General features: G+C 50.1%; 20 protein-coding genes. 16 read left to right on the top strand and 4 right to left on the bottom strand.

The genetic code is table 11. The features are described 5' to 3' along the window. Positions 1–69: 69 nt before the first annotated feature. The gene (locus HHO50_RS11565; RefSeq protein WP_370457581.1) at positions 70–300 is read right to left on the bottom strand and encodes a biotin carboxylase N-terminal domain-containing protein; all 231 of its coding nucleotides are present in this window, start codon (positions 298–300) and stop codon (positions 70–72) included. 205 nt (positions 301–505) lie between these two features. On the opposite strand from HHO50_RS11565, the gene HHO50_RS11570 reads away from it, so the two are divergent. Together HHO50_RS11570 and HHO50_RS11575 are read left to right on the top strand one after the other, a co-directional pair. Next, positions 506–1,744 carry an aminotransferase class I/II-fold pyridoxal phosphate-dependent enzyme gene (locus HHO50_RS11570; protein WP_181306218.1) on the top strand — a complete coding sequence of 413 codons (1,239 nt, stop codon included), beginning with the start codon at positions 506–508 and terminating at the stop codon, positions 1,742–1,744. A gap of 112 nt (positions 1,745–1,856) precedes the next feature. Beyond that, on the top strand, positions 1,857–2,045 hold the full coding sequence (locus HHO50_RS11575) for a histone H1 (RefSeq protein ID WP_181306219.1): 189 nt from the start codon (positions 1,857–1,859) through the stop codon (positions 2,043–2,045). Between the two features lie 167 nt (positions 2,046–2,212). On the opposite strand, the gene tyrS is transcribed toward HHO50_RS11575, so the two are convergent. Further along, entirely contained in the window at positions 2,213–3,517 is a 1,305-nt protein-coding gene (tyrS, locus tag HHO50_RS11580) for a tyrosine--tRNA ligase (RefSeq protein ID WP_181306220.1), read from the bottom strand. Between the two features lie 556 nt (positions 3,518–4,073). On the opposite strand from tyrS, the gene holA reads away from it, so the two are divergent. The 9 genes from holA (at position 4,074) to trmB (ending at position 15,179) form a co-directional block, all read left to right on the top strand. Beyond that, the gene (holA, locus tag HHO50_RS11585) at positions 4,074–5,135 is read left to right on the top strand and encodes a DNA polymerase III subunit delta (protein ID WP_181306221.1); all 1,062 of its coding nucleotides are present in this window, start codon (positions 4,074–4,076) and stop codon (positions 5,133–5,135) included. Positions 5,136–5,347: 212 nt separating this feature from the next. Further along, entirely contained in the window at positions 5,348–8,377 is a 3,030-nt protein-coding gene (locus HHO50_RS11590) for a tetratricopeptide repeat protein (RefSeq protein ID WP_181306222.1), read from the top strand. 4 nt (positions 8,378–8,381) lie between these two features. After that, positions 8,382–10,052, top strand: a complete 1,671-nt coding sequence (locus HHO50_RS11595; RefSeq protein WP_181306223.1) for a hypothetical protein — start codon at positions 8,382–8,384, stop codon at positions 10,050–10,052. A 6-nt stretch (positions 10,053–10,058) separates the two neighbouring features. Then, the gene (locus HHO50_RS11600) at positions 10,059–11,255 is read left to right on the top strand and encodes an SPOR domain-containing protein (protein ID WP_181306224.1); all 1,197 of its coding nucleotides are present in this window, start codon (positions 10,059–10,061) and stop codon (positions 11,253–11,255) included. A 1-nt stretch (position 11,256) separates the two neighbouring features. Next, positions 11,257–11,964: a MotA/TolQ/ExbB proton channel family protein gene (locus HHO50_RS11605; RefSeq protein ID WP_181306225.1), complete on the top strand. Its 708-nt coding sequence runs from the start codon at positions 11,257–11,259 to the stop codon at positions 11,962–11,964. Continuing rightward, entirely contained in the window at positions 11,964–12,365 is a 402-nt protein-coding gene (locus tag HHO50_RS11610) for a biopolymer transporter ExbD (RefSeq protein ID WP_181306226.1), read from the top strand. Before HHO50_RS11605 ends, HHO50_RS11610 begins: the two co-directional genes overlap by 1 nt. A 4-nt stretch (positions 12,366–12,369) precedes the next feature. Continuing rightward, on the top strand, positions 12,370–13,218 hold the full coding sequence (locus tag HHO50_RS11615) for an energy transducer TonB (RefSeq protein ID WP_181306227.1): 849 nt from the start codon (positions 12,370–12,372) through the stop codon (positions 13,216–13,218). Positions 13,219–13,229: 11 nt separating this feature from the next. After that, on the top strand, positions 13,230–14,522 hold the full coding sequence (locus HHO50_RS11620) for a folylpolyglutamate synthase/dihydrofolate synthase family protein (RefSeq protein WP_370457582.1): 1,293 nt from the start codon (positions 13,230–13,232) through the stop codon (positions 14,520–14,522). A gap of 3 nt (positions 14,523–14,525) precedes the next feature. Further along, positions 14,526–15,179, top strand: a complete 654-nt coding sequence (gene trmB, locus HHO50_RS11625; RefSeq protein WP_181306228.1) for a tRNA (guanosine(46)-N7)-methyltransferase TrmB — start codon at positions 14,526–14,528, stop codon at positions 15,177–15,179. 325 nt (positions 15,180–15,504) lie between these two features. Here trmB and HHO50_RS11630 read toward each other — a convergent pair whose 3' ends face one another. Beyond that, complete coding sequence (locus HHO50_RS11630; RefSeq protein ID WP_181306229.1) at positions 15,505–16,125, bottom strand: hypothetical protein; 621 nt, start codon at positions 16,123–16,125, stop codon at positions 15,505–15,507. Between the two features lie 285 nt (positions 16,126–16,410). Here HHO50_RS11630 and mnmA point away from each other — a divergent pair, with 285 nt between their 5' ends. The 4 genes from mnmA (at position 16,411) to HHO50_RS11650 (ending at position 21,936) form a co-directional block, all read left to right on the top strand. Next, the gene (gene mnmA / locus HHO50_RS11635; protein WP_181306230.1) at positions 16,411–17,517 is read left to right on the top strand and encodes a tRNA 2-thiouridine(34) synthase MnmA; all 1,107 of its coding nucleotides are present in this window, start codon (positions 16,411–16,413) and stop codon (positions 17,515–17,517) included. Positions 17,518–17,534: 17 nt separating this feature from the next. After that, positions 17,535–18,254 (top strand): hypothetical protein, encoded by a 720-nt coding sequence (locus HHO50_RS11640; protein ID WP_181306231.1) that lies wholly within the window; start codon positions 17,535–17,537, stop codon positions 18,252–18,254. 561 nt (positions 18,255–18,815) lie between these two features. After that, positions 18,816–19,472, top strand: coding sequence for a ribulose-phosphate 3-epimerase (gene rpe / locus HHO50_RS11645; RefSeq protein ID WP_181306232.1), 657 nt, complete (start codon positions 18,816–18,818; stop codon positions 19,470–19,472). Position 19,473: 1 nt separating this feature from the next. After that, positions 19,474–21,936: a TonB-dependent receptor gene (locus HHO50_RS11650; protein WP_181306233.1), complete on the top strand. Its 2,463-nt coding sequence runs from the start codon at positions 19,474–19,476 to the stop codon at positions 21,934–21,936. Positions 21,937–22,244: 308 nt separating this feature from the next. On the opposite strand, the gene HHO50_RS11655 is transcribed toward HHO50_RS11650, so the two are convergent. After that, positions 22,245–23,117: a DUF2911 domain-containing protein gene (locus HHO50_RS11655; protein ID WP_181306234.1), complete on the bottom strand. Its 873-nt coding sequence runs from the start codon at positions 23,115–23,117 to the stop codon at positions 22,245–22,247. A 429-nt stretch (positions 23,118–23,546) separates the two neighbouring features. On the opposite strand from HHO50_RS11655, the gene hisG reads away from it, so the two are divergent. Continuing rightward, on the top strand, positions 23,547–24,398 hold the full coding sequence (gene hisG, locus HHO50_RS11660; protein ID WP_181306235.1) for an ATP phosphoribosyltransferase: 852 nt from the start codon (positions 23,547–23,549) through the stop codon (positions 24,396–24,398). Position 24,399 lies beyond the last annotated feature (1 nt).

Below are 24,399 nucleotides of genomic sequence, written 5' to 3' on the forward strand. Positions count from 1 at the left end.
TTCAAGTACAGTAAGTTAATCCTATACCTGACAAATAAGAAGTAGAACTATTGGAAAAATGAAACTGCGCTAATCTAAAGGTTGGCAGACTTCCAGAATCACATCACCCCGCAGGTAGGATGCGCTGGAAGCGGGCGGGCCCACGCACACGGCTTCGTCGGCGTAGCGCACGTGCAGGGCCTGGCGGTCTGCTTCGGAATAGATAGCCACGGTTTTGATACCCATTTCACGGGCAGAACGCATCACGCGCAAGGCTATTTCTCCGCGGTTGGCTACCAGCAGCTTTTCGATTTTTTTCATAGGGGCAGCTAAAGTTCGGTTCTTTTTCCAAAGAAAGTTTATTCCCGCCAAAGTTAAAAGACGTTTTTACCTCACCAATCTGGCAGCGACTTTGTATTTGATCACAATCAATGTAAATTTGCCTAATCTATTAAGATCAGAATTTTGATTAAAGAAGGTAGTATTCACGTCCTTCACATCATTAACCGCCTTAACATTATCTAAAGTGGATTTATTTGAAAAGTTACTGGCCAACCGCGGCCCACTTGGTAGCCAAGCCCATTACGCCCATGGTTATTTTGCTTTCCCAAAATTAGAGGGGGAGATTGCCCCGCGCATGACCTTTAGGGGAAAACAGGTTTTAACCTGGAGCCTGAACAACTATCTGGGACTGGCCAACCATCCCGAAGTACGTAAAGCCGATGCCGATGCTGCCGCTGAGTTTGGCATGGCTTTGCCGATGGGGGCCCGTATCATGTCTGGTAACTCCAATAACCACGAACAATTAGAGAAAGAATTAGCTGAATTTGTGCAGAAGGAAGATTCCTTTCTGCTGAACTTTGGATACCAAGGGGTAGTCTCCATCATTGATGCGCTGGTAGACCGCCATGATGTGATTGTGTATGACGCTGAGTCGCACGCCTGTATCATTGACGGCGTACGCCTGCACCAGGGCAAGCGGTTTGTGTACCAGCACAATGACATGGAAAGCCTGGAGAAACAACTGCAACGGGCCACGCGCCTGACAAATGAAACCGGCGGGGCCATTCTGGTGATCACCGAAGGCGTTTTTGGCATGAGCGGCAACCTGGGCAAACTGCAGGAAGTGGTGGCCTTAAAAGAGAAGTTCAACTTCCGTCTGTTCGTGGATGACGCCCACGGGTTTGGGACGATGGGTAAAACCGGGGCCGGTACCGGCGAGCATTTAGGCGTACAGGATGGCATTGATATCTACTTCTCTACTTTTGCCAAGTCTATGGCCAGCATTGGGGCCTTTGTGGCCAGCGATGAGCAAGTGGTGGAATACCTGCGCTACAACATGCGTTCGCAGACCTTTGCCAAGTCCCTGCCCATGACCTTGGTGGTGGGAGCCCTTAAGCGCCTGGAGTTGCTGCGCTCCAAACCTGAGCTTAAGGAAAACCTCTGGGTAGTGGTGAATGCGTTGCAGTCTGGCCTGCGGGAGAAAGGCTTTAACATTGGAACCACCAACTCTCCGGTAACCCCCGTGTTGCTGAACGGCCAATTATCTGATGCTACGGCCCTTACGCTTGACTTGCGCGAGAATTACAATATTTTCTGTTCCATTGTAGTGTATCCGGTGGTACCCAAAGACGTGATTATGCTGCGTCTTATCCCAACTGCCTTGCATACGCTGGAAGATGTGGCAGAAACCATTGCCGCCTTTGAGGCCATCTCCACTAAGCTGGATAAAGGACTTTATACTAAATCATCGGTGACAGCCTAGAAAGGAGCATCGTTAATAAAATAATACAAACGCTTATATTTTTTGCACCTTATTTTAAAATTCCTATATTAGAGCCATTAAACAACATGTTAAACCATTTAAACAAGCTCTAATGAACAATTTCTCCAAACTTAAGGATCTGGTTCTTTCTCTGGAAGGCGACTTTGAGAAATTCTATGACAAGAAGAATTCAGCTGCCGGTACCCGTGTAAGAAAAGGTATGCAAGATCTGAAAAACATGGCCCAAGACATCCGTAAGGAAGTTCAGGACATGAAGAACAGCGAAGAAGCTGGTAAATAGTAAGTTGCTCAGAGATAAGATATTAAAAAAAAGGTGGGTGTAAAAGCCCACCTTTTTTTATGCGGTATTTAATCATTGAAAAGCTTCCTGTTTCTGGGCTGTTTTCTCATAAACAGACCAGAAACAGGAGGCTTCTTAAGTTGAGGTTAAGCGGGGTAAAAGCAGTTCTACACGGCTTTTACCAGGTAGTAATTCTTCTTTCCTTTCTGCACCACCAGGTATTTTCCTTGCAGAAAGTCTTGGGACAGCACCTGGTCTGGTTTGCCCACTTTCTGCCGGTTGATGCTCACCCCGCCGTTCTGAATCATTTTTTTCGCTTCCCCTTTAGACTCGAAAATCTGGTTTTGGGTGAGTTCAGAGAGAAAATCGACCGACTGGGTTTCTGCGGTTAAATTTTCCCTGGACACCTCAATCTGGGGCACGCCCTCAAACACGGCCAGCAAGGTATCTTCCGGTAAGTTGCGCAGCGTTTCCAGATCACCCTTCCCGAACAGGATTTGGGATGCTTCCACGGCGCTTTCATACTCCTCGGCGGAGTGCACGGTGGTGGTGACTTCTTTCGCCAGGGCTTTCTGCAGCACGCGCAGGTGCGGCGCTTGCTGGTGTTCGGCTACCAGGGCTTCAATCTCTGACTGGGCTAACAAAGTGAAACGTTTTACCAGTTTCTCCGCTTCTTCATCGGCTACGTTGAGCCAGAACTGGTAGAACTTGTAGGGTGAGGTCATGGTGGGGTCTAGCCACACGTTGCCGCTCTCAGACTTCCCGAACTTGCTGCCGTCGGCTTTGGTCACCAGGGGAGTGGTGAGCGCGAACGCTTTGCCGCCTTCCATGCGCCGGATGAGCTCGGTGCCCGAGGTGATGTTGCCCCACTGGTCAGAGCCGCCCATCTGCAGCCGCACGTTCTTATGTTTGTACAGGTGGTAATAGTCGTAGCCTTGCAGTAGCTGGTAAGAGAACTCGGTGAAGGAAAGTCCCTCGGCACCGTTTTCGCCTTCCTGGGCCGTAATCCGCTTCTGCACAGATTCCTTCTTCATCATGTAGTTCACCGTGAGGTGCTTGCCCACGTTGCGCAGAAAATCCAGGAAAGAGAACTCCTTGAACCAGTCATAGTTGTTCACGATTTCGGCGGCGTTCTCCACGCCCTCAAATTTAAGGAATTTTTCCAGCTGCTTTCTGATGCCATTCTGGTTATCGCGCAGCACCTCTTCAGACAACAGGTTCCGCTCCGCGGATTTGCCCGAGGGGTCGCCAATCATACCCGTGGCCCCGCCCACCAACGCGATGGGCTTGTGGCCCGCCCGCTGTAAATGCACCAACAGCATAATGGTGGCCAGGTTGCCTATGTGCAGGGAGGAGGCGGTTGGGTCAAAGCCGATGTAGCCCGTGGTCATGCCTGCGTTCAGTTGTTCTTCGGTGCCGGGCATGGTGTCCTGCAACATGCCGCGCCAACGCAGTTCTTCAATTAGATTCATGTGACGTCAATTTTACCTGCGCCAAAGTTACCGAATTTTAGTTGTCAGTTTTTAGTTGACAGTTGTTAGTTTTCAGTTGACAGTTTTGGTTGTCAGCTGTCAGTGGAAGGTGCAGTTGGTCATACATTCACAGAAAAGCAAGGGTTTATGGTAGCATCTGACTTTAGACCATCTTGCCGCTGGTTCCCGGCGAGTCTGGAGACTCGCTTCATTCCTTGTCACGAGACTGGAGTCTCGCGCCAGTTAGTTTCTACCTGCCTGCTTCCGCAATGTCGGCTGCTCTCAAGACCTCGTAGTGTGCGCAGCTCCTATGAGTGTCTGCGCCGATGTCGTTTCTGGCCCGTTTTCCGCAAAACAGGCCAAAAACGAGGAAGCGGAATTGAGGCCTCTATCATTCTAAAGCCTGTTTTCTGTTTTAGCACTGATTTCTGAAAATTAGACCGAAAACAAAAGTTTCCGAACACTTAAAGAAGAACCACTAACAACTGACAACTAACAACTGACAACTAAAATTAAGTACCTTTGGAGTTCCGTTCAATCCCATCAACTTACTTCCATGGCGCTTACCGCAGAAGATATCCTGAAGCAACTCAAGAACCGTGAATTCGCGCCCGTGTATTTTTTGCAGGGCGATGAGCCCTACTACATTGACCTCCTCTCAGATTACATTGAGCAGCACGCCTTGAATGAGATGGAGAAAGGCTTCAACCAGGTGGTCATGTACGGCAAAGACACCGATGTGCCTACCGTGCTGCTGCAAGCCAAACGGTACCCCATGATGTCTGACCGGCAGGTGGTGATTGTGAAAGAGGCGCAGAACCTGCCCAACCTGGAGGCCGACCCGGAGAAAGACCCCGCCGCCAAGCAATTGGATGCTTATCTGAACAATCCGCTGCCTTCCACCATTCTGGTGTTCTGCCACAAGCATAAATCCGTGGACGGGCGAAAGCGGTTGGGGAAACTGCTGGGCAAGAAGGCGGTGTTTCTTACTACCAAAAAGCTCTATGACAACCAGGTGCCCGCCTGGATTACCCAGTTCATCAAAACCAAAAACCTGTTGGCTACCCCGCAGGCGGTCATGATGCTGGCCGAGTTCATTGGGTCAGACCTGTCCCGTTTAGCCAATGAAATTGAGAAACTAGCCATCAACCTGAAGCCGGGCCAGACCATTGATGAACGCATGGTGCAGGACAACATCGGCATCAGTAAGGAATATAACATTTTCGAACTGCAGAACGCGCTGGTACGGCAAGACATCCTCAAGGCCAACCGCATCCTCAACTATTTTGAATCAAACCCCAAAGACAATCCGCTTATCCCCAACCTGGTGCTGCTGTTTTCCTTTTTCTCTAAATTGATGACGCTGCACCTGCTCCCGCAGATTACCGAGCAAACGGTAGCCAAAGAGCTGGGGAACCGCGGATTCCTGGCAAAGGAGTACTTGCAGGCGCTCAGAGCTTACCCGTATTGGCGCGTGTTGCAGATCATCGGCTTTATCCATCAGGCAGATTTGCAGAGCAAGGGCATTGAAGGTGGGGCCATGTCAGACGCGGCTATTCTAAAGGAACTGGTGTTTAAGATGCTGCACCAGGTGCCCGTTTTGCAGAAAGCCGTTTAGAGGCTGTTTTCAGAAATTCAGCCCTAAAACAGGAATTTATATAGTAGTTCTACATGCGAAAACTACTAGGTATTCGTTCGCAGGAAGAGACAGTTTGGTAAAATAAGCTCGTCACTTTCGTTGCATTTTTTCTAATTTTGAAGGACAGGCCATCGTGGCAAAGCAGGACAGAACTGTTTTTCTCTGGGCGGCGGCCTTAAGTTTATTTCACTATGAAACTACCTCACAAGTTAGCCTTGGCTACCGCCTTGCTGGGAGGAGCTCAGGTTGCCCATGCGCAGCATCCCCTGACTTTCCGTTCAGAAGAGCGCTTTTTCCAGGAAGGGCTGGAGTTGTATGACCGCGAGAAGTTCGGGGCAGCCCAGCAAGCCTTCGCTGAGTACATCCGGCTCATCAATGATCCGCTGAAAACCGCCGATGCCCAGTATTACTACGCCATCAGTGGGCTGCACCTGTTTCACCCCGATGCGGAACAGTTGGTCTTGCAGTTTGCCTCCCGGTATCCCACGCACCCCAAGGCAGCCACCGCTTTCTTTGCCTTAGGTTCCACGCTCTTTGACAACAAGAACTACGACAAAGCCATTGAATACCTGGAAAGAGCCCCGGCTGACCGGCTGGACGATGCCCAACTAAAGGAGTCTGAGTTTAAATTGGGCTATTCGTATTTCACCAAGAAGAACTTCACCAAGGCCAAGGAGTTGTTTGACCGCAACAAGCGGGGCACCCACCAGTACACCTACGCCTCCAGCTATTACGCCGGTTACCTGGCGTACCGCGAGGGCGATTACATAGGAGCCAAACTGGATCTTCAGGTAGCTGAAAAAGACGAGAATTACCGCACGGTGGTGCCGTACATGCTCACCGAGGTGCTCTACAAGGAAAAGAACTTCCCGGAGGTGATCAGCTACGGCGAAAAGTCGTTGCAGATGAGCCCACCGGTGCAGAATCCCAAGGAAATTGAGGTGCTGGTAGGGGACGCGTATTTCCAGCGCAATGACTTTGTGAATGCCTCCAGGTACTTCAAAAGCTACGCCCAAGGCAAAAAGACGCTGGACAAAACCGTGCAGTACAAAATGGGTATTGCCGATTACAAAAACAATGATTTCAAGAGCGCCGTCCAGAACCTGAAGGCAGTGGCTTTCCACTCAGATTCCCTGGGCCAGAACGCCTCTTACCACTTAGGCTTAAGCTACCTCAAAGACAACAACAAGCAGTTTGCGCTGGGCGCTTTTGACCAGGCCCGCAAGTTGAACATTGACAAGAACGTGAAGGAGGGAGCGACCGTGAAATACGCGCAGCTCAACTATGAACTAGGCAATTTCTCTGAAGTGATCAATTCCCTGGCCTCGTTCTCCAAAGACTATCCAGACTCTAGGTTTAGTGGTGAAGTAGACGACATCCTCAGCGAGGCGTACCTGAACTCCAGCAACTACCAGGAAGCCATCCAACACATAGAAAAACTACCCAAGCGCAGCCACCGCATCAACGAGACCTACCAACGGGTAACCTATTATCAGGCCGTAAAACTGTACAATGACCAATTGTTTCAGCAAGCCGTGGCCATGCTGGATAAATCGCTGGGCTTTCCTTACAACAAAGAAATTGAAGCCGGTAGTAATTTCCTGAAGGGCGAAGCCTATTCTATTGGGCAGCGCTGGCCGCAAGCCATCAGTAGTTACGGTGCCGTGTTCCAAACCGTGAATTCTGGCCGCACCGAGTTTTACGTGAAATCCCGCTACGGCATTGGGTACGCCTACTACAACGAGAAACAGTACGACAAAGCCCTGGTACATTTCAAGGCGTACCTGAACGACAACACCATCAAAGCCGGAAACCCCAACTACGCAGATGCCATGATCCGTCTGGCGGATTGCTACTACGTGACCAAGGATTACACCTCGGCTTTGAATTACTATGACCAGGCACTGGCCGCCCGCACGCCAGACGCTGACTACGTCCAGTTCCAGAAAGGCGTGGTGTACAACCTGACCGGCAGAAGAGAGCAGGCCATCCAGAGTTTGCAGACGTTGCTGAAGTCGTACCCCAAATCGCGCTACGCCGATGATGCCGTGTACCAGAAAGGCATCATTGATTTCGAGAACTCCAACTACGCCCCGGCCATAGCTTCGTTCACCCAGTTGGTAGACAGTTACCCTTCCAGCACGTTGGTGCCAAATGCTTTGCAGAAACGTGGGGTTGCTTACATGAACCTGCGCCGCCAGAATGAAGCCATTGCCGATTTCAAGCGGGTGATTGACCAGTATCCAACCCATGAGATTGCCAACAATGCGCTGTACAGTTTACAGGAAGCCTTGGGAGCTTCCAACCAAACGGAGCAATTGGATACCTACTTAGACAAATTCAAGGCGGCTAACCCAGAAAGTGATGCGCTGGAAAGCGTTGAATTTGAAGCAGCTAAATCACTTTACTTCAATGAGAAATATGCCCAGGCCATTCCAAAGTTTGAAGGCTTCCTGAAAACTTATCCGGCGAGCGCCTCAGTAGCGAATGCCCGTTACTTTTTAGGGGATTCCTATTTCCGGAATGGGGACAAAGCCAATGCCCTGCGCAGCCTCAAAGAAGTCGCCATTGAAGGGAAATCAGAGTACCTGAGCAAAGCCGTGCAGCGCGTGGCCGATATGGAGTTTGAGAACGGCAACTATACCGAAGCGGCCAATTTCTACTCCCGCCTGCGTGATTTGGCCGTGAACAAGAAGGAACAGGCCAATGCCCTGATGGGTCTGATGAAGAGTTTCTACTTCACCAATGACTTCAACAACACCATTCTCATTGCCGACGACCTGATCGCCCGGGGCAACGCGACTTTAGGGGCCTATAACTCCGCCTTGCTCTTCAGAGGGAAAGCCAGTTATGCCTTAGGCCGCTTAGACCAAGCCCAGAAGGAGTTCGCTACCGCCGCCACCTCCGCCACCGATGAGAACGGGGCCGAAGCGCATTACCTCTTAAGTGAAATCTATTTCAAGCAGCAGAAATACAAAGAAGCCTTAGACCATGGGTTTGAATTCAGCAAGGCATTTGGCGACTATGACCAATGGTTAGGTAAAACGTTCCTGCTCATTGCCGATGTGTATGTAGCCCAAAACGAAGCCTTCCAGGCCAAAGCCACCTTAAACTCCATCATCGAGAATTCTCCTTTGGAGGAAATCAAAACGGAAGCGAGAGCCAAGTTGGCGGAATTGGAAAACAGTGTTACTCCGTCTACCAGCACTCCTAAAGAATAAGAACATGAGATATACGACTAAATGGGCAGGTGTCTCTGCTCTTTTTCTGTTAGGCTTACTACCGGCTGCCCAGGCCCAGACAGGTTGGGGCGAAGGCAACAAACTGGAAAGCACCGAGATTGTAGTGGAGAAGAACCGCACCCTTGAGTTACCAGAGGCGAACCGCAATTTCCAGAAATTCTTGATTCAGCCACCCACCTTGGCAGACCGTAAGGTGACGTACCGCTTCAATGAGTACCGCTTGCCCGAGCATTACATTAACCTACCCATGAAAGTGTTGACCATTCAGCAGGAGGAACTCTCCAAGCTGTATGGCAACTATGTGAAAGCCGGTATCGGGAATTATGGTACGGTGTACGCCAAAGGCTACTTCCATAACAAACGCAGCGATAAGTCATCTTTTGGGGCCCAGGTGGGGCATATCTCCTCGGCCCATGGCCCGGTGGAGCATTCCGGCTCGGCCAACAGCTATGTGCAGGCAAACGGCGACTTGTACTATGGCCCTATTACCATAGGCGGGCGGGTAAAGTATGACCGTGACCAGACCTATTTCTACGGCCGTCACAATGTTGTCGAATTTGACGAAGACGCTATCAAACAGGTATATAACCGCTTTGCGGTAGAGGGACACTTGAATAATCTCTCAGATGCCAAGAACCCGTTCCATTATGATGGCAAAGTGGGCCTGAACTACACCAATGACAACTACAACGCCAAGGAAACCCATCTCTTCGGCAGTGTGGAAACCAATTACGCGCTCAGCGATGTGTCTAAGGTGGTGGTAAACCTAGACCTGGCGTACACTAACCTGAATGACGCGGAATCTTATGGCCGTGGCTTATTCAAGGTTCGTCCGGCCTACGCGTTGCAGATGGACAAACTAGGGCTGCTCTTGGGGGCTACCATCGCGTACACCGGCGACACCATCAATGATGCCCGTAAATTCAACATCTACCCAGCATTGGAAGCTAACTACCAGGTCATTCAGGATAAACTGTCCGTATTTGTAGGGGCAGGTGGTGATTTGCAGCGCACCACCTTGTATTCCTTAAGCAAGGAAAACCCCTGGCTAAACCAGAACCTGCAAATTGCCGATGTCAACAAAGGCCTGGAAGTCTACGGCGGCGTGAATGGAAGCATCAGCAAGTATGTGCAGTTCACGGGCCGGGTAGCCCTCCAGAATTACCGCAACCTGTATTTCTACAACAACTCGGTAGCAGATTCTTCTAAGTTTGACCTCGTGTATGATAACGGGGTCACCAAGGTGTTCCAGTTTTTCGGGCAATTGACATTTAACCAGTCAGAAGATTTAAGGCTGGGGTTAAAGGCCGAAAGCAACAAATACACAACAGCCTCGCTGCGTGAGGCTTTCCACCGGCCCAGCATGGTGGCAACCGCCTTTGCCTCATATAATCTTTCTGACAAGATTCTCTTGAACAGTGAACTTTACTATATTAGCAGTTCGTTCGGGGAAATAACCCGTACAGATGGTACTACCGTGTTGCGCGAAACAGATACTGTGGTAGATCTTAATCTGAAAGGCGATTACCGCTTTTCACCAAGATTTTCTGCGTTTCTGATGGGCAATAACCTGTTGGGCAGCAAATACCAACGTTTCGTGAATTATCCTACCCAAGGAATTTCCTTTATTGGTGGGGTTACCTATTCATTCTAAGTAAGTATGGTTCAAAGCCACATAAAATCACTGCTGTATACGTATGACTGCGTCATCATCCCCAACTTTGGGGGCTTGATCACGCATTACGTACCTGCCAAAATCCATCCGGTGAAACACATGTTTTCTCCGCCTTCTAAACGGGTTGCCTTCAATGAGCAACTGAAGGTGAACGATGGACTCCTGATCTCCACGCTGGCCCAAAAGCAGAAATGGCCCATGCCACAGGCGCAATTGGCAGTAGCAGAGTTTGTGTTAGAATTGAAAGACCAACTCAGAACGCAGCACCGCTTTGAACTGCAGGACGTGGGCGTGTTCCGCTACAATGCAGAGCACAAGCTGGTATTTGAGAACCTGGAGAACGACAACTTCCTGGAGCAGGCCTTTGGGTTACCAGAGTTGGTGGCGAAACCGATTGCCGGCAAAGAGACCTTAATCCTGAGAGGCAAATACCAGGATCAGGCTGCCCAAGTCACAGAAGGTAAAAAAGCCGGAAGCCGTTTCCGTAAACTGTACCGGGTGGGCGCCAGTCTGGTGATTGGCTGTTTGTCGGTATCCGCCATTTACCTGCTTTCGCTGCAAAGCGACGTAGCCTTGAGCTCCTTGAACCCGGTGACTCTGTTAACCGGTTCAGAAAACCCCGCTTCTGCTAGCCAGGAAACCACGCAAGCACCTGAGGTAGATGCGTTTGAGCAAGCTCAGTTAACGGAACAATACAGATCTGCTTTACCAGTAGAGCCCTCCATTGAAGCAGAACTAGCCATTGAAGACTCGCTTTTGGCCTCTTTTCCAAAAACCGGCCCCGAAACGGCGGGAGTGGAGACAAAAAACCAGGAAGCACCAGTTAAAGTAGAAGATGAAGTTAAAATAGCAGTGGCTGAACCGGCTGTAGATGCGGTAGAGAAACCAGTTGCTGCTAAAGCCATTGAGAAAGCAACAGCTGACAAAACCGCTACAATTAAACGCAAGACAGGCCGTTTCTACATTATTATGGGCGTGTTTGACAATTCAAATGGCTACGCGACCATGAACCAGAAACGTCTTCAGAAGAAAGGGTTCCAAGCGAAGATTATTACCTCCATCTATGACACCAAGCGGCAACGCGTTTCAGTAGCAGACTTTGCCTCTGAGGCCGAGGCCTTCGCAGCTCTACCGGCGTTGCGCTCTAAAATCAGCAATGAACTTTGGGTATATAACTATTAACATGAACGCTTTTCTGCTCCAGATTACCACATCAGCACCCGTAGACACACTGGCTAATGCAGCAGCTGCCGCAGAACCCACCACAGAAACTGTTTCCCTTTTAGACCTCACCCTGGCCGGTGGGTGGGCCATGATCCCTTTGGCAGCCTTGTCCCTGGTGGCCATCTACATTTTTGTGGAGCGTTTTCTCACCATCAAGAAAGCTTCTAAAAACCCTTCAGACTTCCTGGGCAGGCTCAAGTCCCTGGTGATTGCCGGTGACGTGCAGGGTGCGCGCATGCTCTGCGCCCAAACCAATTCACCTATTTCCCGCATGTTGGAGAAAGGCATTTCCCGCATCGGGCAGCCTTTGAAGAGCATTGAGGCCTCCATTGAAAACGTAGGTAAAATAGAAATCGCCCGCCTGGAGAAAAACCTGTCAGGTTTGGCTACCGTGGCCGGAGCGGCTCCAATGCTTGGGTTCTTGGGAACGGTGACGGGTATGATTGGCGCGTTTATTGCCATTGCCCAGGCAGAAGGCTCCATCAGCCCCAAATTGCTCTCTGGGGGTATCTATGAAGCAATGGTGACCACGGCCGCTGGCCTGATTATTGGTTTACCGGCGTATGTGGGCTATAACTACCTGGTTTCTGAGATTGACAGCATTGTGCACGACATGGAGCACAGTTCCATTGAGTTCATTGATTTATTACAGGAGCCGCAAGCCTAATGAATTTACGTTCCAAAAATAGGATCAGTGCCGAGTTCAGCATGTCGTCCATGACAGATATTATCTTTCTGTTGTTGATCTTCTTCATGCTGACCTCCAACTTTGTCACCCCCACTGCCTTGCCGGTAAACTTACCGTCCAGCACCAAAGGCAGCATTGTCATGCAAAAGGTGAGCGTGACGGTTACCGCAGACCTCAAATATTACGTAAACGATAGACAAACCAACCTTGAGGGACTGCAACCGCTTTTAGCGCAAGCCTTGGGCGGCGCCGAAGAAGGCATGGGAGTGGTAGTCCTCAATGTAGACAAAAGCGTTCCAGTAGAGTATCTAGTGAAAGTGGGCAGTATTGCCAATGACTTAAAGGCGAAGGTATCTATTGCCACCATTGCAACAGAATAACAACATGATTGCCTTAACACAGGAAGAAGAAAAAAACAAACGCATTGCCATGGGCGTGAGCCTAGCGGTACACGTGCTGCTGTTGCTTTTCCTTTTCTACTTTCTGGCCTGGAAAGCGCCAGACCCGGAGCTAGATCAATTAGGGGGAATTGAAATGTCCTTTGGGACGACGGAGACCGGGAGCGGGGAGGTGCATAGCCGAGCCGAGCCAAATCCTTCTCCCAACACCGAGGACAGCCAACCGGCTGCTACCGCACCCAAAGTAACCCCAACTCCACAACCACAGCCCCAACCCGTAGAAGTGGTGAAAGCAGACAAAGTGGTCACTACAACCATGGAATCTCCGGTTTCGGTCAAAGAAGAGCCCAAGCCCAAAGTGGAAGAACAGCCCAAGGAAGTAGTTAAGAAAGTAGACAACCGTGCCTTGATGACGGGCAAAGCGAAAACAGGCGCGGGTAACGGAACCGCCGGAACCAGCAACCGACCTACCGGAAACAACAACGGAGACGAAGGAACCGTAGGAGACAAGGGAAACCCGGCTGGTATTTACCCGGGTAAGTCGAACGGGAAAGGCGGCAGCGGCGGCGGTTCCCTGAACATGCCCGGATGGCGGTATGACATCGCCCCTAAACCCGATCCGTATGATAATGAAAGCGGCAGAGTCGTTTTCCGGATTAAGATAGATGCGAACGGCGAACTGGTAAACCTGGAAGTAGTGGAGAGCAACGTAAGCCCCCAGGTAGTCAACTGGTACAAGAACGAAGTAAGAAAAACCTCCTTCAGCCGTACCAACAATGCCGCTTCCAGCGCCGGTGCCACCGGAACCATCACCTTTATCATAAGAGCCAATTAAAGACGACCTTCGTGACGTACGAACAAGCCTTAGACTACCTATACCAGCAGTTGCCGATGTTTCACCGCATCGGCAACGCTGCTTTTAAGAAAAGCCTGGACAACATTCTGGCGCTTACCGCAGCCTTGGATAACCCACAACACAAATTCAAGACCGTGCACGTGGGCGGCACCAATGGCAAAGGCAGTTCCTCTTCCATGTTGGCCGCCGTACTACAAGCCGCCGGATACAAAACGGGTCTTTACACCTCGCCGCACCTGAAGGAGTTCACCGAGCGCATCAGGGTGAACGGAGAGATGATTTCCCGCGAGAAAGTAGCTTCGTTTACCCAGCAACACCAAGCCCTGTTTGAGGAGGTGAAACCTTCCTTCTTTGAGATGACCGTTGCCCTGGCCTTTGACTATTTTGTAGAGGAACAGGTAGACATTGCCATCATTGAAGTAGGCCTGGGTGGCCGCCTTGACTCTACCAACATCATTACGCCGCTGGTCTCCCTCATCACCAACATCGGCTTAGATCACCAGGCATTGCTGGGGAATACGGTACAGGAGATTGCCGCAGAAAAAGCCGGTATCATCAAACCCGGGGTACCGGCCGTCATCAGTACTACCCAACCCACGGTTTCGGCCATCTTTGAAGAAAAGAGCCTAGAAACGGAAAGCCCCCTCATTTTTGCAGATCAAACGTATAGAATTGAGTTTCTGGAAACCCAAGGATTGTCTTCTTTATACGCTGTTTACAAAGGAGATAGCCTGTACTTAGCTCAACTGGAACTTTCACTGCTTGGCAGCTACCAGCGCCATAACTTGCCTGGAGTACTAGCTACCGTAGAAGAACTGAACGAAAAAAGCTTTCACCTGACAGAAGAACACCTAAGGGAAGGGTTAAGGAACGTGCAAGCTTTCACTGGTTTAAAGGGTCGCTGGCAGATTTTAGGGCAAAATCCCTTAACCATCTGTGACACTGGGCACAACATTGACGGGTTGCGTGAAGTGGTAAAGCAACTCTTGGCTCTTCAGCCAAAGCGGGTACATTTCGTTTTTGGGGCGGTAAATGACAAAGACATCCAAAGTGTGCTGCGCCTGCTGCCAGTCAGTTACCGGTACTATTTCTGCGAAGCCCAGATTCCCAGGGCACTACCGGTGCAGAAACTATGGGAAGAGGCGCAATATGCCGGACTGAAAGGGGCCGCGTACCCCACCGTGGAGGACGCCCTCTTAGCCGCCAAAGCCTTTGCCCAGGAAGATGAGGTAATTTTCATTGGGGGTAGTACCTTTGTGGTGGCGGAAATACCCGAACTATAATTAATGGGCAGAGGAAAACTAGAGAAATTTGCAGTAAACGCCACCCGGGCAAACGTGGTGGAACCAGGTAAAGATAATTTTGAGAAACTGAAGGGGCACTGGAACCGCGACTTCTTTCTGAAGGAGCAGCCCTTGATTCTGGAAGTGGGGTGCGGCAAAGGCGAATATACCGTGGGTATGGCGCAGATGTACCCCAATAAGAATTACATCGGGATTGACATCAAAGGAAACCGTATCTGGAAGGGGAGTTCCCTCGCCGAAGAGGCTGGTTTGTACAACGTGGGCTTTCTTCGCATTTTCCTGGAGAACCTTGATCAGCACTTTGGTGAGAAGGAGGTAGACGAAATCTGGATCACCTTCCCCGACCCGCAACCCCGCAAACGAGACATCAAACGCCGGCTAACGTCGCCTCGTTTCCTGAAGATGTACGAACGCATCCTCAAACCTGGCGGCAAGCTGCATCTTAAAACGGATAGCGAACTTTTGTTTGATTACTCCCTGGAAGTGCTACAAGAACGTAGTTCGTCTAATCTGCTGTATACAAAAGATCTGTATGAATCAGACCTCCAGAAACACACCATGGGCATATACACAACGTTCGAGAAAAAGTATCTTGATCTGGGGGTACCCATCAAGTACTTACAGTTAACGGTGTAATGTGCTATTTTGACAATGAACCTGTTTAGTAAAGCCGAACCAATCGTACGGACACAAGCAGATGCTTGCGCCAGGAGGTATATCAGCAGTTCTGGAAGATAAGTACGGAGAAAGAATTACCTTATACTATTTGTTTTCCTGAAAGGATCTTGTGGGCAAACTAGAATAGCTTTGATGGAGCGCGACTGCCGTTTGCAACCAAGATCCTTGCAGGAGGACAACAAGAAAGCAGTCAAACTTATTTTGTCAGCGTACTTACTTTATGTGATTGGGTAGAAGCCAAACCGAATACCGGCTTAGCACCTTATCAAATCAGCACATTACATCAATCTTCCAGTTGTTCAAAGATCTCTTCCAGCTCATCGAAGTTCTTGAAGCCGGGGCGGATTTCCTGACCGCCTTTGAGAGCAATGCCTGCGGGGTGGATTTTGTCTAAAGCTTGGCGGGTGTTTTCTTTCGTGAGCCCGAAGCCCAGTAGAATAGAGTACTTTTTAGACATATCGCGGAGCAAACGGAGGTTGGTTTCGTCTATAGAAGTGAAATCTTCTGAGTCAATCAGGAAGTATTCTACGTGCTGGTGGTACGTTTCCAGGGTACTGATGAGGTTTTCCTCCACCGTGTCTTTGTCAATGAGCACGCGCAGGATAATAGGCAAGGGCAGATCATCCAGTTCCTCAATAAAGTAGAGGCTGTTCAACTGGAGCATGTCCACTTTATAGTCCAGCAGAAGCTCTTCCAGTTCCTGTGCCGGAATATCGGTCACTTCACCCACCAGTTTGACGCCCGAAACCCAACCCGATATTTCCTTGAATGCCTCTGGGGTAATGTACTGAGATTGGTTGGGCAGTAGGGAAAACCCAAGCATTTCCACGCCCATGCCGGCGCAGTAACGGGCATCACTTAGGTTAGAAATCTGGTTAACGAGAACAATCGTATTAAGTGCCATGCGGTTTTAAGCTTATTTTAAGTAAAACAGCCCAAAAACAGACGGTTTCACGGTTCAAAAGTAATCGGTTTCCCTTTTGTAGCCTACATAGACCTCATTTATTTACAGAATATAGCTTTCAAACGCAGACTTTCTTCTGCTAAACTTATTTTCTACGGATTGGGTTGGCAGAAAGACCACCAGAAAGTGCCTGAGCTTCAATAAACGGTAAAGCGCGTTAAATTCGCTATCTTTGCGGCATTGTTTTTCGGCGGGACTGTGAATCCCGTTTCATCTTAGAAAAAAATGAGTTCAAAAGGAAGAGTATTGGTCGCCATGAGTGGCGGCATAGATTCCTCGGTGGCAGCGGTATTGCTCCACGAGCAGGGATACGAAGTAGTGGGCATGACCATGAAAACGTGGGACTACGCCAGTGCCGGCGGAAGCAAAAAGGAAACCGGCTGCTGTAGCTTGGATTCCATCAATGACGCCCGCGACATTGCGGTGCAGTTGGGTTTCCCGCACTATATTATTGACATCCGCGAAGAGTTCGGCGATTACGTGATAAACCACTTTACGGACGAGTACATTGCCGGTCGCACCCCAAACCCGTGCGTGCTTTGCAACACCCACATTAAATGGGACGCCTTGCTGCGCCGTGCCGATAAATTGGGCTGTGATTTTATTGCCACCGGGCATTACGCCAATATCCGTGAGGAGAACGGCCGCTTTGTGATTTCCAAAGGCAAAGACCACCACAAAGACCAGTCCTATGCGCTGTGGGGGATTTCACAGGAAAGCCTGAGCCGCACTATTTTTCCGCTGGGGCAACTGCATAAAACTGAAATCCGCCAGATGGCCACGGATCGCGGGTTTGATGCGCTGGTGAAGAAAGCCGAGAGCTACGAAATCTGCTTTATCCCAGACAATGACTACCGCGGCTTCCTGAAAAGGAGAGTTCCCACACTGCAAACCGAAGTGGCCGGCGGCGAGTTTGTGCTGGAAGACGGAACCGTAGTGGGCAAGCACGAAGGCTATCCGTTTTACACCATCGGGCAGCGGAAGGGCTTGGGCGTGGCCTTGGGCTACCCCGCGTTTGTAACCAGAATAGAGAAAGATACGAACCGAGTAATATTGGGGAATTACGAGCAACTTGCCAAAAACGGCATGAACGTGGGCAAACTGAGCATGGTGAAATACGAGAACCTGCTGGGGCTTCCTACCGAAACCGTCACCAAGGTACGGTACAATGATTCCGGCACCGCCGCCACCATTGAGCAGGTGGGGGACAAAATGCTGGTGAAGTTCCATGCGGGCGTCAATGCCATTGCGCCGGGTCAGGCCGCCGTTTTCTACGAAGGAAACGACGTGATTGGCGGCGGCTGGATTGAGACCAGCTTTCTTGTAGACTAAGTAGTTCAAAGGTATTTATGAAAAGAATCCTGCTCTTTGTGGTCGTATGGGCCAGTCTGCTATCTTCCTGCGGGGATGATGAAATCACGAGAGACCCTGATAGCCTGGGGTACCAATATTATCCTTTGGCCGTGGGCAATTACTGGATCTATAACGTCACAGAGAACGAGTATTCCAGAAACAAATTAGAAGAGTCTACTACGTACCAGTCCAGAGAGCGCATTGACGCCATCATAGAAGACCAGACCGGCAAAGAGTGGTACCGCGTGGAACTCAGCCGCCGGGCATCTGCAAATGCAGGCTGGGTCATCAACGGTGTGAAACTGATCTCCCTGAGTTCTTCTGATCTCCGGGTGCAGGAAAACAACCAGACCGTGGTGCAAATGGTTTTCCCGGTGAAGAATGGCTACTCCTTTGTTTCCAATGCGTTTACCAACGGGGGAGACCCTGAGCAGAACGCGTATTACACCTACGCCCAGTTAGGCAGTGTCTTCTCAGAGGCCGGAAAAACCTATGACAAAACCTTAACGGTGCTGCAAGCCGAGACCGATACGCAGATTGAATATGAGCAGAAGTTTGAGGTGTTGGCCTCAGGAATAGGCCCGGTCAACCGGACGTACAAGTATCGGTATTTCTGCGATGACTCTACGGGTGAATCCTGTCCTTACGGTGAGGGGTACATCTTAACTGGTTCAGACAAGATTGAAGTACTGGAGAGTTCAGGCAAGATAGACTAGCCTCTGCTAAGAGCTTGTTTGAATTTCAGGTTTGCTGGCGAAAACGGCCAGAGAAAGGTTCTGCGGAAGCGTTTTTTGAGCAGCGTAGCAGCACTACGGGGTGACGCAACCGCGAACGCAGGTTCTTTTTAGGATTGTTTGCAGCGCAAAGATGGAACTCAAACAAGCTCTAAATGTTCCTTTACAAGAAACCTCGTTATGATCTTCATGGCGAGGTTTCTTTTTGGAGATTTCACGCGCTCGCGTCCCGCGGGTGTGCGGTACCTCCGGCGTCCCGCCGCTTTATATAGGCCAAGAATCGGCCAGAGGCCGCATGTATCCCACACGAGTCCGAGAGGCGAGCGAGTATTCTGGTTCTCATTGAATGATCTGGGCTAACTCATCATGACTGTGGTTGGTACCCGCATAGCGGGCGATGAACAGTTTTCGTTTATGCCCTTCTTTTCAGAAAACGAGCCGTAAACCCATAATTTCTTATAAACGTCTGCTGCTGAAAACCCGCGGTCATTGCTTTTTGCCCCTAGAAAGCGTTGCTTTGTATAGCCAACTACTCTTTGTAAAATGTCCCATCTGATTGCTCCTTCCGTGCTGGCCGCTAACTTCGGGCAGCTTGACCATGCTGTTGAAATGCTCAACCAAAGCACCGCCGACTGGATTCACGTGGATGTGATGGACGGCCGTTTCGTGCCTAACATCTCCTTCGGATTTCCGGTTCTGAACGCTATTCAGAAAACAGCCCTTAAACCGCTGGATGTCCATTTAATGATTGAGCACCCTGAGTTATATATTGAGCAATTCAGGGCCGCCGGGGCAGATGTGATCTCGGTACATTATGAGGCTTGTCCGCACCTGCACCGCACGCTTCAGCAAATAAAAGCCACCGGGGCCAAAGCAGGAGTAGCCATGAACCCGCACACGCCGGTTTCCCTGCTTTCAGATATCATTCAGGACATAGACGTGGTTTGCTTGATGTCTGTAAACCCTGGCTTCGGCGGGCAGAAGTTCATCCAACACACGTACCAAAAGATTAAGGAGTTGAAAGCGTTGATCACCGCCAAAGAAGCAACCTGCTTGATTGAGATTGACGGCGGGGTGAACCAGGAAAACGCCCCCTTGTTATTAGCCGCGGGCGCGGATGTTCTGGTAGCCGGATCTTTCGTCTTCCAATCAGCAAATCCGCCTGAAACCATTTTGGCCCTTAAACAAATTATTCTCTAATATGACCAAGCGTGCGGGTTGGTGGCTAGGGCTATTCTTTCTGTTGCTGAGTTTCCCAACCTTCGCCCAGCAGGCGTATTTGCAGGGAGTAGTGCAGGATGCCCGGCAAAACCCCTTGGTGGGGGCAACCATCTCAGTACAAGACAAAAGTATCTCCACCTCCTCAGATGCCCGCGGCCGGTTTACCGTAAGGCTTGAACCCACTACCCGCTACACGTTAGTAGTAAGCTATATAGGCTTCAAGACCAGCCAACAGGAAATAGAACTGCTGCCACAGGAAATCCGGTTTGTCACCGTAGAACTGCAAGAAGAAAACAGCCAGCTTACCGAGGTGAAAATTGAAGGAAAGAGCCATTATGACACCCGTGATCAGGTGAGTATTACCCGGCTGGATCCACGCCTCACGCAAACGTTACCCGCTCCGTTCCAGGAGTTCAACAAAATACTTTTGACACTCCCGGGCGTAACCAGCAATAATGAACTCTCCAGCAGTTATTCGGTGCGGGGCGGAAATTACGACGAGAACCTGGTGTACGTAAACGGAATTGAGGTGTACCGGCCGTTCCTGAGCATCAGCGGGCAGCAGGAAGGACTCAGCTTTGTGAACCCAGATCTGGTGGAGGACGTCACCTTTTCCTCCGGCGGCTGGCAACCCAAGTACGGCGACAAGCTTTCCTCGGTGTTAGACATCCAGTACCGCAAACCAGTGAAATTTGCCGCCACCGTCTCGGGCAGTTTAACCGGCGGCTCGGTGCACACCGAAGGTACGGCGGCCCAAGGAAGGTTTACGTACCTGCTGGGCGCCCGGCATAAGAATGCGGCTTATGTTCTGAACAGTTTGGAGGTGGAAGGAGATTATAGACCCAAGTTCTCTGATGTGCAGACGTATCTTACCTATGATTTGTCGTCCCCAGCACACCGCGCCACCGGTTTGGAACCTAAAACCCAACTCAGTTTCTTGGGGAACATTGCCCAGAACAACTACCAGGTGCGACCGGAAACCCGGGAAACTACCTTCGGGAACCAGTTTCAAATAGTACGTTTGTTGGTGGGCTATGACGGGCAGGAACAGATGCGCTACACCACCTACCAAGGAGGTTTACGGGTACAGCATGATGTTAACAGTGACATTCGTACCGAACTGATTTACTCGGGTTTGTACAGCCAGGAGCGCGAATTCAGAGACTTAGAAGCAGGTTACCGTTTCTGTGATGTCATGCCCATGCCCGGCGTTTCGCCTTTTAACCGTTGCGCGGGAGAACGGGGCGTGGGCACCCGCTATGAATATTCCCGCAACCGCCTGAAGGCGGCCCTGCAAACCCTGGAATTCAGAAGCACCTGGACTCCCACTAATACAAGCCAGTTTAGTGCCGGCGTGAAAAGCAGCCGGGAGAGCATCAGGGATGTGCTAAACGAATACTCCTTTCAGGATTCTGCCGACTATGTTTTTGACCTGAATACCTTGCAAAACCAGCAGGAACTTGCCTCTTGGCGGTACCAGGGCTTCGCGCAGCACCAATGGGCGGTAGACAGCCTGAAGACGTTGACCTATGGGCTTCGGTTTCATTACTGGTCGGTGAACAAGGAGCTTTCGGTGAGTCCCAGAATTCAGTATGCCATGCAGTTTCCGCGTCTGCCAGATTGGTCGTTTAAGGTAGCCAGTGGTTTGTACGTGCAGGCGCCACTCTACCGCGAACTGCGTAATGCCCAGGGAAACTTAGTCACCCATCTGGAAAATCAAAAGTCTTGGCATTTCATCACCGGAACGGAGTACCGCTTCAAAAAGTGGGGAAGGCCTTTCAAGCTTTCCGCCGAAGCCTATTATAAGTACCTGCCCTCGGTGATTCCTTACGACCAGGACAACATGCGGGTGCGGTATCTGCCCAATGTACAAGCGACGGCCTATGCCATGGGTTTGGATCTGCGGGTGAACGGGGAATTTATCAAAGGCGAGGAGTCTTGGTTTAGCGTTGGTTTTCTGAGAACACGCGAGAACCTGGTGGGTGATTCTACCATCCTCAGAGATCCGCAGACCGGGAAAGTCCTTTCCAAAGAAGCGCGCGGGTATATCCGGAGGCCAACCGATCAGCTGATGAACTTCGGGGTATTCTTTCAGGATCATTTGCCCAATAACCCCACCTTGCGGATGTACCTGAACATGGTCTTCAGCACGGGGTTGCCGTTTAGTCCGCCCGGCAATATTAACCTCAGAAGTTCTTTTCCCGGGCCTAACTACAAGCGCGTAGACATTGGCTTCTCTAAACTGATCACGCTCCAAAAAACCGAAGCCAGCCAGGGGGCGGGTTTGAGAAGCCTTTGGCTAAGCCTGGAAATCCTGAACCTCATCTCGGCCTACAATGTCATTTCCTACAACTACGTCCAGGACTTCAACAGCATTACCTACGCCGTTCCCAATTACCTCACCGGCCGGTTAGTGAACCTGCGGTGTATTGCAAAGTTTTAGGCTAGGAATCGCAAAGACCCGTTTTGGGCCTGGTTTTCTTAAAACAGGCTGAAAATAGACTTAAGTAGCAGGACATATTAAAATATCCATTTTGTTTTCCTGCAAGGGTCTTGTGGGCGAACTAGAATAGCTCTTAATAAACGCCGTTGCCGTTCGCCACCAAGATCCTTCCAGGATGACAAGGAGAGAAGAAGGTATAGTTATTTCTGTCCAATTACTTAATTAAACTTGTAGGCCGATACGAAAAACAGCGAGGCCGCTCCGGGTAGGGCGGCCTCGCTGTTTTTAACCTGTTTTACGAAAACTAGCTAATTAACGGTAAAGCGTTTCTCTTTCCAGAGCACGGCGGCGTCTTCAATTTCCTGGGCGTACGTCTGGTAGGATTCCATGGTCTTCTTGCCCAACTTTTGCGCTTTCTTGTTTAACTCCAGGGCCTCGGCGTATTCATTTTTCTGGGCCAATAGTTTTGCCTTCAGCCAGGTATTGTAGAAGTTCTCTTCAATGGTGATGGATTGATTCACCCACTGGAGGGCTTGCTCATGGTCTGAGTTCTGCAGAATGAGGTAGTTCACCGCCTGCGCATACACCATCCAGTCAGTGGGGGTAGACTTCTGCAAAGATTCTTTGATCAGGTTCATGGTCTGCTTATGCGACTCTACCCTAATGGGCACCACCAACTGTTTATTTGCCCAGTTCAAGGTCAGTCTTCCGCCGTTGGCGGTAATATCCTGTATAGTGTATTGCAACGTCTCATGGAAAGAGGAAGGCTGAGGACTGAAAGGCAATCTGATTTGATCTTGCTTGGGATCATAGCCATCGGTGCCCCAAAGGCCTTTTTGCTTGCTCAGGATAAAAGTCCAGTTGGTAGAATCAACGGGCAGCACATATAAGGTATAAGTACCGGCTGGAATGTTCTCCTGTGAAATCCGGACATCAGTGCTGAAGGAAATGGTAGTGGCTTCGTTTGCCCCGGCTCTCCAAACCTGTCCGTAAGGAACCAGTTTTCCGTAAACGGCTCTGTTCTTAACGCCCGGGGCCCCGTAGTTGAGGGTGATGTCGGTGACGCCCACCGTATAGGTCAGAATGGCCCGGGGGCTGGCTTGGGGGAGTTTTAGGAGGCTCTGCGTAAAACCAGAGAAGGAGAGGAGTACCAGGAGAAAAGAAAAAACTACTTTATGCATACCTTATTAATCAAACAAGCTCTGAAGGACTTAGAGAAGAAAATCTGTTATGTTAATGCTAGACATAGAAAATACCATGCCACCTAAATTGTCTTATTCGTTGTTTCTGTTGTAAAATACAAATTTTACCCTTAAAATTGAAGAAAACAAATCAAAAAGCCCCTGTTTCCTGTTTGATATAAAAGAGAACGTACTACCTTTGGCCTACATTATGAGCAGCACCTACAAAAATATTTCCCTTTCTGCCACCGCAACCGCGGCGCACGGGGTGCATTGTGCTCATTTCCATCATTCCTCTTAGGAGGAATAACTACACCATATCGTCCATTCTGGGGCTGGGCTCCATTTAACCTGCCGCTTTTCTAAGAGAATACGCGAGCAGGAACTATCTTTGTTTTCATTCATGCTATCTAAAGCACCACAAAAACTATGATCCGGTTAGCCATTCAGAAATCCGGGCGCCTTTCTGAGGACTCTTTGAAACTTATCCGCGAGTGCGGCATTTCCTTTATCAGTACCACTTCCAAACTCAAGACGGAAGCCACCAATTTTCCCCTGGAGATTCTTTTCCTGCGCGACGATGACATTCCCGGCTACGTAGCCGATGGCGTGGCCGATATCGGGATTGTGGGCCAGAACGTGCTGGTGGAGGAAGGCCTGCAAGACTTAACCGTAAAAAATCTGGGCTTCAGTAAATGCCGCTTGTCTTTGGCGGTCTCCAAAGGCGACGAGTATAAGGATGTCACCACGCTGTCCGGCAAAAGCATTGCTACGTCTTACCCCAACCTGTTGCAGGAATTCCTGACTTCCAAAGGAGTAGAAGCCGATATCCATACCATCAGCGGTTCGGTGGAGATTGCGCCCAGCATTGGCTTAGCCGATGCGGTGTGTGACATTGTTTCATCCGGTTCCACGCTCATCAGCAACGGACTTAGAGAAGTTGAGACCGTCTTCAAATCTGAGGCGGTTCTAATCGCAAACCAAAGCCTAAACCAGGAGAAAAGCCGCCTGCTTCAGCAGCTGCTGTTTAGAATGGAGGCCGTGCAGAAAGCCCAAAAGTCTAAGTACGTAGTGCTGAACGCGCCCAACTCGGCCATCCCCGAAATCAAGAACCTGCTCCCGGGCATTAAGTCTCCTACCATCATACCGTTGGCCGAAGAAGGGTGGAGCTCGTTGCACTCGGTGGTGAACGAAGACGATTTCTGGGACATCATCCAGAAACTGAAAGAAGCCGGGGCCGAAGGTATTCTGGTGGTTCCTATTGAAAAGATGATTGGGTAAG

The organism is Rufibacter sp. XAAS-G3-1, assembly GCF_013623775.1.
Taxonomy (GTDB): domain Bacteria; phylum Bacteroidota; class Bacteroidia; order Cytophagales; family Hymenobacteraceae; genus Nibribacter.